Below are 10,244 nucleotides of genomic sequence, written 5' to 3' on the forward strand. Positions count from 1 at the left end.
GAAAAATGCCCATATTTAGCGTTTCGCACGTAAGCGAACGCAAACATTGGCCGAAAAACGCTCAACACGGTTTTGTTTGTGAGCTTTTGTGTGCGATAATGTTCGTATGATTTCGTCACAACGTCAGCACCTCATCTTGAGCAGGTTGCGCACCCGTGGTGCAGTGCGCATTACCGCGCTATCTAAGGAGCTGGGAGTTTCGGCGATGACTATCCGCCGTGACATTGCCGAGCTGGCCGATAAGGGTTTGCTCAAGCGTGTTCACGGTGGTGCCGTAACGACCAGTACTTTGTTGAGCGAGCCCCTGTTCTCTGTGAAGTCTCAGATGGACATTGGCTTAAAGGATGCCATTGCCCAAGAGGCGGTGAAATACGTGGCGCCTGGAGATGTGATCGCCATCGGCGGCGGTACTACGGCCTACGTATTCGCTCAGCATCTGCTGGAATCGCAGCAGTCCAGCGGTATCACCATTCTTACCAATTCGATTCCTGTGGCCGAATTGGTGCAAGCGCTTGAATCCAAGGATGTGGAAGTGATTGTCACCGGTGGTGTCATCACTCGTTCGAATTCCCTGGTTGGGCCGATTGCCGACAAAGTCGTCGCATCGCTGCGCGTGAACACCGTATTCCTCGGCACCCATTCGGTGTCGATTCCCCGAGGCTTCCTCATGCCGAACTCGCTGGAAGCCGCAACTGATATGGCAATGATGGACATTGCCGATCGAACCATAGTTTTGACCGATCACACCAAGTGGAGCTGCACGTCGCTGTCCCTGTTCGCGCGCTTCGACCAAGTGGATACGGTCATCACCGACGACGGTCTCGACCCCGACTCCGCCGCCAAAACGAAGGATTTGGTTAAGGAACTCGTGCTGGCACACCAGAGCGAGACCAATGAGGAAAGTGAGTGAAGATGGCAGAGTTTGCCAACTACGAACCGGGTGAATACGCGAAGGAGCACATCCGCATCACGCCGACCAAGCTGGCCGATGGACGCGACTTCTTCTATCTGGATGATGATCCGGCTTATGTGTCTGGCGAAAAGACCCGTGAGCTGAAGGATCCGCGTCCGCTGGACTATCGTTTTGCCCCGCATCTGGATGCAGACGGCAATGAGGTGCCTTACGCTGCTCCGCAGATGCGTCGCGATCCGCTGACCGGTGACTGGATTCCGATGGCCACCGCCCGTATGAACCGCCCGATTACCGCAGGCCCCGGTGCCACTGCCAAAGGCAACCCGCTGGCTGCCCGCAAGCCCGGCGACCCCTATCAGGATGGCGAAGTTCCGGATACCGATTACAACGTGGTGGTGTTTGAGAACCGCTTCCCGTCTATGGTGCGCGTGCCCGGTGAGGATGATTCCGTAAAGTTCGTGGATGGCAACCCGCTGTGGGAGCAGAAGCCGGCCGCTGGCCGCTGCGAAGTCATCTGCTTCGATCCGAACGAAGACGGTCTGCCGGCTGACCTGCCGGTTTCCCGCTTGCGTACGGTTGTTGAAGCTTGGGCTTTCCGCACCGCTGAAATCTCCAAGATGGAAGGCATCGAGCAGATCTTCCCGTTCGAGAACCACGGTGCTGAGATTGGTGTTTCCCTAGCTCACCCGCACGGTCAGGTCTACTGCTACCCGTTCATTGCCCCGAAGATGGAGAAGGAACTCAAGCACACCGAGGCCTACCATGAGAAGACCGGTGGTAACCTGCTGAAGGACATCATGAACGCCGAGCTTGAAGCTGGTGAACGCATCGTAATGCGCAACCACAGCTGGGTGGCCTACGTGCCGGCCGCGGCCCGCTGGCCTCTCGAGGTGCACGTTGCCCCGGTGCGCGACGTACTGACCCTCGACCAACTCAACGACCAGGAACGTTGGGATCTCGCATCCATGTACTCTCACCTGCTCAAGCGTGGCAACGCATTCTTCGACAAGGGTGATGGCAAGGGCATGGATCTGCCGTACATCTCCGCATGGCATCAGGCTCCGATTCACGATCCACGCCGTGAGAACTACCGTCTGAACCTGCAGTTCTTCTCCTTCCGCCGTGCCGCCAACAAGATCAAGTATCTGGCAGGTTCGGAATCCGGCATGGCTGCATGGATTTCCGACACCACTCCGGAACTCATCGCGAAGCGCTTCCATGAGCTCGGCGACGTGGACATCTCCGACTGAAAGAAAGAAAAACACCAATGACCGCTGTTGAATTCATTGAACCGATCTCTCATGAGGACGGTGTAGCTCAGGCCAAGGCCCTGTTCTCTAAGACGTACGGCGTTGAGCCGGAAGGCGTTTGGGCCGCTCCGGGCCGCGTGAACCTGATTGGCGAGCACACCGATTACAATGCCGGCCTGTGCCTGCCGATTGCACTGCCGCATCGCACGTTCATTGCCTTGTCTCCGCGCGAAGACACCAAGGTGCGCGTGGTTTCCGATGTAGCTCCGGACAAGGTGGCCGAAGCCGACCTTGATGGTCTCGAGGCTCGTGGCGTGGACGGCTGGTCCGCCTACCCGACTGGTGTGGCCTGGGCGCTGCGCGAAGCAGGTTTCAGCAAGGTGCAGGGCTTTGACGCCGCCTTTGTCTCTTGCGTACCGCTGGGTTCCGGCCTGAGCTCCTCCGCTGCCATGACCTGCTCCACTGCACTGGCGCTGGATGACGTGTATGGGCTCGGCTACGGCGATTCCGACGCTGGCCGCGTGACCCTGATTAACGCTGCAATCAAGTCCGAGAACGAAATGGCCGGTGCCTCCACCGGTGGTCTCGACCAGAATGCTTCCATGCGTTGCACTGCCGGCCATGCACTGCTGCTCGACTGCCGTCCTGAATTGACCCCGCTGGAGAACGTCTCCCAGCAGGAATTCGACCTCGACAAGTACGGCCTCGAACTGCTCGTGGTGGACACTCAGGCTCCTCATCAGCTCAACGATGGTCAGTACGCCCAGCGTCGCGCCACCTGCGAGGAGGCCGCCAGGATCCTCGGTGTGGCTAATCTGCGCGTTGCCGCCGATGGTATTGCCAAGCTGATGACCCGTTCCAGGCTCTTAAGGAAACACTGGACGCTCTGCCGGACGAGACCATGAAGAAGCGCGTGCGCCATGTGGTCACCGAAATCGAACGCGTGCGTTCCTTCGTGCATGCCTTCGCCAAGGGTGATATCGAGGCTGCAGGCCGCCTGTTCAACGCTTCCCATGATTCGCTGGCCGCCGATTACGAGGTCACCGTGCCTGAGCTTGATGTTGCCGTGGATGTGGCTCGCCACAATGGCGCTTACGGCGCTCGTATGACTGGCGGCGGCTTCGGTGGTTCCATCATTGCCCTGGTAGACAAGGGCCGTAGCCAGGAAGTCGCTCAAGCCATCGCCGACGAATTCGAAAAGCAAGGCTTCCATGCGCCACGCGCCCTTGCTGCTGTGGCTGCGCCGAGCGCTAGCCGCGAAGCCTGATTCGCCCCGCGACACGCGCGGCCGTACTTACGAAAAATTGAAAATCGTATTACGGTGACGTTTTGTTTGAATAATCGCATGCCATCTGGTGTATTACTTGCCGGATGGCATGCGATTTTTTGTTGCCGAATGTGGCCCGGACGTTAGGGGCTTTCGGCGCTCGCCAATGAAGTCGCATACCGTGAGCTCGCGTGATCATCGCGAGCGGTAACGGTGGGCGGCAGCATGCGTGACGCGCGCTGCGCAGCGGCAACGAGGATAGTAAGACAGAAGAGGATTCCGTTGTCCGAAAAACAGACAACCGCAAACAAGACAGCCATTCGTAATACCCAACTCAACGATTCCGCATTCGTTCCGGGCAAGCCGCAGCATTTCGATCACCCGCATAAAGTCATGCTTGGCCTGTACATCAGCGTATTTTTGGGCATGCTTTCGGAAACATCCATGAACATCACCCTGCCTGACTTGATGAATGATTTCGGCATTTCATCCGGTACTGCACAGTGGATGGTCGTCGGCTATATGCTGGCCATTGGCGTGGTGTTGCCGTGCGTGGGCTTCATGCTCAAGTGGATTAAGGCCAAGACGCTGGTGCTGTTCTCCCTGGCTTGCTTCTTGATTGGTGCCGTGATTTGCACTATTGCCCCAAGTTTCCCTGTGTTGTTGGCGGGCCGTATCATGCAGGGCGTTAGCACCGGCATCGTGTTGCCCACCATGTACGCAGCTATCATGCGTGTCTTCCCGCTGCACAAGATCGGTGCAGCCAACGGTGTGGCAGGCCTCGTCATCATGTTTGCTCCTGTTATCGGACCGACCATTGCAGGCGCACTTATCGGAGCATTCTCCTGGCGTGCGATTTTCGCGCTGTTCGCTTTCGTTGCAGTCGCGGCCATCGTGTGCACGGCGTTGTTCTTCGTTACACCTATCGAACGCACTCGTCCGAATGTTGACGTGTTGTCTATTATTGCCTCGGCTATCGGCTTTGGCTGCCTTGTCGCCGGCGTGAGCCTGATCAGCGACATGGGCTTTAGTCCGATGGTTGTTGGCCTGCTCGTTGTCGGCCTGTTGGTATTGGCGTTTTACGCTTACCGTCAGCTGCACATTGCCGCCCCGCTGTTGGATTTGCGCGCCCTCGGCGTCGCAGCGTTCCGTACGCCGGCCATTATGATTAGCTGCTCCTTCTCCTGCACTCTGGCGTTCATGTATCTGGTGCCGCAGGAACTGCAGCGCGGCATGGGCCTGAGTTCTACTGTTGCCGGTCTGCTCATGCTGCCGGGCGGTGTGATTAATGCACTGTGCACGCTTGCCGCAGGGCGCATGTTCGATCGTTACGGTGCGAAGAAGCTGGTCTGGATTGGCTCTGTGCTGACCGTGATCGGCGGCGCACTGTTCTTCGCCATTGGTGTTTCGACGCCAGTTGCTCTGTTCCTTGCTGCGCACATCATCGTGATGGTTGGCATTCCGTTTATTCAGCAGTCTTCGCAGTCCGCGGCATTGAAGTCGCTGCCCGGCCGCATGGCTGCTGACGGCAGCACGATTATGAACACCATGCAGCAGGTGTGTGGCGCCATCGCCACCGCTGTGGCCACTTGCCTGCTCGGTCTTGGCCAAACGAATTATGCGGCAGTTGGCGGCACGAACCCTGCACAAGGCTTTGTGGACGGTTCCCGCTACGGATACCTGTTCGGCATGGCGCTGGTCGTAGTGGTATTGGCCTTCTCCTTCCTGCTCAAGGAAAACAAGGAAGAGCCTCAGCTCGTGCCGGTGCATGTGGATATCGAAAAACTGGCTGCCTGAGCTGAATACTAATCTGCACTGATCTGTGCGAGAGCCCTGCATGGCGAATGTCGTGCCAGTGAGATGAATTATCAGGCGTAACGGGTGTTCCTCTATACTGGGGAACACCCGTTTTCCATATGTTCGAATATGTTCGCAAGTTCATTTCCGATCGGTTTTCAATCAGGGAGCGCCATGAACAAGGCCATTATCACCGTCGTAGGCCAGGATACTGTCGGCATCATCGCACGAGTCTGCACCTACCTTTCCAACCACAACGTCAACGTACTCGATATTTCGCAGACCATCATCGACGGCTTCTTCAACATGATGATGATTGTGGATTATTCCAAAGCAGACAAGGAATTCAGCGCAATGGTCGGCAATCTTGAGGATCTTGGCGACGACATTGGCGTGCGCATCCGCTGCCAGCGTGAGGAAATCTTCACCAAGATGCATCGCATCTGAGGTTACCCGCTCGGCAGGCAACCTCACGCGAGGAAGTGGAAAGTCCAGTGGACTTTCCAATGACGGAGCCAGCCTTATTGCATACTGAGGCGACTACGACATGAGCTTATGTAAGGAAACACCATGCTGAATATCATGGAGGTCCACGAGACCAATCAGATGATCGAGCAGGAAAAGCTCGACGTACGCACCATCACTATGGGCATCTCGCTGCTCGATTGCGCGGCGGATACCGTTGAGAAGACTTGCGAGAACATTTACCGCAAAATCACCACGTATGCCAAAGACTTGGTGTCTACTGGTCAAGCCATCGAAAGTGACTACGGCATTCCTATTGTCAACAAGCGCATCACTGTTACGCCGATTTCACTGGTCGGTGCAAGCTGCTGCAAAACCTCGGAAGATTTCGTTCAGATCGCTCATTCGCTGGACAAGGCCGCCAAGGAAGTCGGCGTCGATCTGATCGGCGGTTATTCGGCGCTGGTTTCCAAGGCTATGACTCCAGCCGAGGAACTGCTGATTCGTTCGCTTCCACAAGCGCTTTCCGAGACGGATATCGTCTGCTCGTCGGTGAACGTGGGCTCCACCAAAACCGGTATTGACATGAATGCCGTGGAACTGCTTGGCCATATTATTAAGGACATTGCCGAGCGCACTGCCGACAATGATTCCTACGGTTGCGTGAAATTCGTGGCATTCTGCAATGTTCCGGACGATAATCCGTTCATGGCGGGCGGCTTCCACGGTGTGACCGAAGGCGACGCAGTGATCAACGTGGGCGTATCCGGTCCGGGCGTGGTTTCTCGCGCACTCGATGCAGCCAAGGGCAAGGACTTCGAATTCCTATGCGAAACCATTAAACGCACGGCATTCAAGATCACGCGCGTCGGCCAGCTGGTGGCTCAAGAGGCTTCGCGCCGACTTGGCGTGCCGTTCGGCATCATCGACCTTTCGCTGGCCCCGACCCCGGCCGTGGGCGATTCCGTGGGCGAAGTGCTTGAGAAGATCGGCCTTGAGCAGGTTGGTGCACCGGGCACTACCGCAGCGCTCGCCATGTTGAACGATCAGGTCAAAAAGGGCGGCATTATGGCCTCGTCGTATGTGGGTGGCCTATCCGGTGCATTTATCCCGGTTTCCGAAGATAAGAACATGATTGATGCAGCATCCTCCGGATGCCTGACCATTGAGAAACTTGAAGCTATGACCTGCGTCTGCTCGGTGGGACTCGACATGATCGCCATCCCAGGTGACACAACGGCCGCCACGATTTCTGGTTTGATTGCCGATGAAGCTGCCATCGGCATGGTGAACCAGAAGACCACCGCCGTTCGCGTTATTCCTGTGGCAGGCAAGGGCGTGGGTGAAATGGCCAACTTCGGTGGTCTTATGGGCTATGCGCCGATTATGCCCGTAAACCAGACCTCATGCGAAGCCTTCGTGACCCGAGGCGGCCGTATCCCCGCCCCGATTCACAGCTTCAAGAACTGATTCAATCAGCGCCCGCCAGCAAAATTCAGCTGACGCCAAGCCTCATAAATAGCAATCGACGCGCAATTGGTGAGGTTCAAGGAGCGAAGGGACGGGCGCATAGGCAAGCGAACCTGTTCGGCCACATGTGGGCCAGCCATGATATCCATCGGATCGGGAATATCTCCTGGCTCCGGGCCGAACAGCAGAATATCAGTCGGACGATATTCAATATCCGTATATAGCTTGGTGGCATGCGCGGTGAACGCAATAATGCGTGAATTCGGCATCGACTCCACGAGATTGTCGAAGTTCGGGTGCAGCACCACATGCGCCATGTCGTGATAGTCCAAGCCGGCGCGGCGCAGCTTGGTGTCTCGCAGGTTGAAGCCCAGCGGCTCTACCAAATGCAGAATCGTGCCGGTCACCGCACACAGGCGGATAGCTGAACCGGTATTGCCGGGAATGCGAGGGGAGTAGTAGCACAGGTGAGGCGTCATAGTCTCGGTTTCCGCGGCCTTTTCAGCGGAGAGCATGGCGTCCACCACAGAGATTGGATTGCCGTGTGCATCAGTCACCAGTTCGTCCGGGCCATAGTTCGACTTGCGATAGCCATATTCGAACATTTTCTCGACTTTGGCCTCGGGATTGCTGGTGTTTTCGGAGTTCTGCGGGTTCATTTCTGCCTCGTTCGTCATAAATGCTAAGAATAAGAACGATGAACGACAGTGATATTGCTTTGCGCCTTGCCGCATGGTGGGAAGCGAATGCGCGCGATTTGCCGTGGCGATTCGGCAGAACCACACCGTGGGGTGTCCTGGTTAGCGAAGTCATGAGCCAGCAGACCCAGATGAGCCGCGTAGTGCCTTACTGGCAGGCATGGATGGAACGTTGGCCGGATGCGCGTGCGCTCGCAACCGCGCCAAAATCCGAAGTAATTACCGCATGGGGAAGGCTCGGCTATCCGCGTCGCGCACTGCGACTGCAGGAATGTGCGCGGGTGGTGTCCGAAAAGTATGACGATGAATTACCTCGCACCTATGAGGCGTTGCTCGAACTGCCAGGCATTGGCGATTACACGGCATCCGCAGTGCTGAGTTTTGCATTTGGTCAGCGGATTGCCGTTATCGATACGAATATTCGCCGTGTACTGAGCCGCGTGTTTTTGGGCACCGAATCGCGTGGTGGATCAGCTAGTGCCGCTGAACGTGCGCTCGCCAATCGGGTACTTCCCGAGGCCGTGAAGCGTTCGGTGACGTGGAATCAGTCGGTGATGGAACTTGGTGCGGTAATTTGCACCGCGAAATCACCGCTATGCGAAGCTTGCCCGATTGCTGAGTCCTGTACCTTTCTGAAAGCCGGCAGACCGGGATTGGGGGAGAAGAGAACTCGGCCGCGCCAGCGATTTCAAGGCACTGATCGACAAGTGCGTGGGCTGGTGCTGGCAGCATTGCGTGAACTACCTGCGGGGTCTTCGCTTACCCGCACTGATGCGGAAAAACTATGGAAAGATTCCGTGCAGTTGGGTGCTTGCATTGCAAGTTTGGATGATGATGGACTGATTGAAATAATGCAGGATGGTGCATTGCGTTTGCCGCAAGGCTGATGTTCTGGTGAAAAATGACTGGTTCCGTCGTGTGTGGAACAGTGCAACCGTAGACTGGAAGCGTTATGGCATTGCAGAGGAATAATTCGGGTGTAAATGGCGCGCGATCCGGCAGAGGAACCGGTGCTGGGCGGTCAGCTGAACCTTATGCACCGAAGAAGCGCAAGCGCAAGATCAGCAAGAAGAAGCAGGCGATTTATCGTCGCCGTCGTATCGTGGCTGGCATTGTGTTGGCAGTGGTACTGGCATTGATTATCTTCTGCATATACAGCATCGGGCGTGGGGTCGGTGCCATTAACACGTTGATTCATCATGATGAGGTGTATGCCATCTCTAGGCAGGCCACGCCTACGCCAAAGAGCACTTCCAAGGTGAAAAAGTGCTCTGCCAATGATTTGACATTGGAATTGAGCTCGAAATCGCAATCGGTGCCGGTAGGCGGCACTCTGGAGTTCACCGCATCGATTGTGCACGACGGTTCGAATAGCTGCTTGGTGGATGGGTCAGATTCAGGGCGAGTGCTCACTATTACTTCTGGATCGGAAACCATTTACAAATCTGATTTATGCGCGCCCGACTCCCGTTGGCTTCTTATGGCTAAGGGAGATAAGGACGTACAGCAGCTTAAGTGGAATACTGACTACAACGCCACGCTGACCGAATGCACTGATGAAGCCGATTGGTCCAAGGTAAAGGCTGGAACGTATACGGCTCAGATTGCGCTGAAAGACGAGCCCAAGGTAAAAAGCGATCCAGTGACGTTTACGGTGGAGTAGCTGAACTCCTTTCCCTTAAAAATGGCGCAGTGAGCCTTCTGGATTACAAGATTGTGCCGTGTAGTAGTTTTGGTGCTAAGGGGTGAATTGTTGCGACACGCTGGTGATTGGCCGGTTTTGTTGCTTTATGACGATGAAAAGAAGACTATTCTGGCGTTAGACGTGCTCGAGATTGCTATTTTCGACACGCCGGGCGGAGCCTGTCTTTTCAACGGTTTTAGCCTGTCTTGAAATATGCGATTTGCGCGGGTGGGCAGGTTCGTGTAAGTTATTCATTCGCTGCCGCTGAGCGGTTCGGGCTTCTCCCCGTGAGGAAATAAAGAGTCCGGATTGGTTTGTGTGTGGTGGTGGTTTGAGAACTCAAGAGCGTGTTTGTACTACTTCTTTATAGTCAATGATTGCCAGCTTGTCTCGTGCCTGACTGTTTTTGTCGGTTGGGTCCTTGGTTGGTTGAAACGGGATGAGGTTTTTGTGAGTGTGTCCTTTTCCTTAAAAGGATTGCTCGTCAATTTTTTGTTTTGAGAGTCATCTATTCGATGTCTTTCCGCATTGTTTTTTTTGTGGAGGGTTCGATTCTGGCTCAGGATGAACGCTGGCGGCGTGCTTAACACATGCAAGTCGAACGGGATCCATCAGCTTGCTGGTGGTGAGAGTGGCGAACGGGTGAGTAATGCGTGACCGACCTGCCCCATGCTCCGGAATAGCTCCTGGAAACGGGTGG

Annotated in this window: 8 protein-coding genes, 1 rRNA gene and 1 pseudogene; 9 read left to right on the top strand and 1 reads right to left on the bottom strand. The window is 55.8% G+C overall.

All coding sequences use genetic code 11. The features are described from left to right. Window positions 1-106 precede the first annotated feature (106 nt). The 6 genes and pseudogenes from BISA_RS08055 to BISA_RS08080 all read left to right on the top strand — a co-directional run bounded on the left by BISA_RS08055 (window position 107) and on the right by BISA_RS08080 (window position 7,162). A complete protein-coding gene (locus tag BISA_RS08055) occupies window positions 107-910 on the top strand; it encodes a DeoR/GlpR family DNA-binding transcription regulator (RefSeq protein ID WP_033891309.1) in 804 nt (267 codons plus the stop codon). A gap of 2 nt (window positions 911-912) precedes the next feature. After that, window positions 913-2,163 carry a galactose-1-phosphate uridylyltransferase gene (gene galT / locus BISA_RS08060; RefSeq protein WP_033891310.1) on the top strand — a complete coding sequence of 417 codons (1,251 nt, stop codon included), beginning with the start codon at window positions 913-915 and terminating at the stop codon, window positions 2,161-2,163. Window positions 2,164-2,180: 17 nt separating this feature from the next. Next, a pseudogene (gene galK / locus BISA_RS12010) lies at window positions 2,181-3,430 on the top strand (galactokinase). 318 nt (window positions 3,431-3,748) lie between these two features. Continuing rightward, entirely contained in the window at window positions 3,749-5,227 is a 1,479-nt protein-coding gene (locus tag BISA_RS08070) for an MFS transporter (protein ID WP_051917419.1), read from the top strand. Window positions 5,228-5,401: 174 nt separating this feature from the next. Continuing rightward, complete coding sequence (locus BISA_RS08075; protein ID WP_033891311.1) at window positions 5,402-5,674, top strand: ACT domain-containing protein; 273 nt, start codon at window positions 5,402-5,404, stop codon at window positions 5,672-5,674. A 123-nt stretch (window positions 5,675-5,797) separates the two neighbouring features. Further along, window positions 5,798-7,162, top strand: a complete 1,365-nt coding sequence (locus tag BISA_RS08080; RefSeq protein WP_033891312.1) for a PFL family protein — start codon at window positions 5,798-5,800, stop codon at window positions 7,160-7,162. A 5-nt stretch (window positions 7,163-7,167) separates the two neighbouring features. Here BISA_RS08080 and BISA_RS08085 read toward each other — a convergent pair whose 3' ends face one another. Further along, window positions 7,168-7,839: a tRNA (cytidine(34)-2'-O)-methyltransferase gene (locus BISA_RS08085; protein ID WP_081890070.1), complete on the bottom strand. Its 672-nt coding sequence runs from the start codon at window positions 7,837-7,839 to the stop codon at window positions 7,168-7,170. 20 nt (window positions 7,840-7,859) lie between these two features. Between BISA_RS08085 and BISA_RS08090 the strand changes: the two genes are divergently transcribed. From BISA_RS08090 to BISA_RS08100, 3 genes are all read left to right on the top strand, one after another. After that, window positions 7,860-8,747, top strand: a complete 888-nt coding sequence (locus tag BISA_RS08090; protein ID WP_033891313.1) for an HhH-GPD family protein — start codon at window positions 7,860-7,862, stop codon at window positions 8,745-8,747. Between the two features lie 65 nt (window positions 8,748-8,812). Then, window positions 8,813-9,523, top strand: a complete 711-nt coding sequence (locus BISA_RS08095; RefSeq protein WP_033891314.1) for a hypothetical protein — start codon at window positions 8,813-8,815, stop codon at window positions 9,521-9,523. 557 nt (window positions 9,524-10,080) lie between these two features. Further along, window positions 10,081-10,244, top strand: a 16S ribosomal RNA gene (locus tag BISA_RS08100); the annotation flags it as partial.

Origin of the sequence: Bifidobacterium saguini DSM 23967 (assembly GCF_000741715.1) — a bacterium.
GTDB classification, from domain to species: Bacteria; Actinomycetota; Actinomycetes; order Actinomycetales; family Bifidobacteriaceae; genus Bifidobacterium; species Bifidobacterium saguini.

Coding starts and splice junctions, on each gene's coding strand:
- BISA_RS08085 (WP_081890070.1), bottom strand. CDS start 7,839: ATGACGAACGAGGCAGAAATGAACCCGCAGAACTCCGAAAACACCAGC.
- BISA_RS08055 (WP_033891309.1), top strand. CDS start 107: ATGATTTCGTCACAACGTCAGCACCTCATCTTGAGCAGGTTGCGCACC.
- BISA_RS08090 (WP_033891313.1), top strand. CDS start 7,860: ATGAACGACAGTGATATTGCTTTGCGCCTTGCCGCATGGTGGGAAGCG.
- BISA_RS08095 (WP_033891314.1), top strand. CDS start 8,813: ATGGCATTGCAGAGGAATAATTCGGGTGTAAATGGCGCGCGATCCGGC.
- BISA_RS08075 (WP_033891311.1), top strand. CDS start 5,402: ATGAACAAGGCCATTATCACCGTCGTAGGCCAGGATACTGTCGGCATC.
- BISA_RS08080 (WP_033891312.1), top strand. CDS start 5,798: ATGCTGAATATCATGGAGGTCCACGAGACCAATCAGATGATCGAGCAG.
- galT (WP_033891310.1), top strand. CDS start 913: ATGGCAGAGTTTGCCAACTACGAACCGGGTGAATACGCGAAGGAGCAC.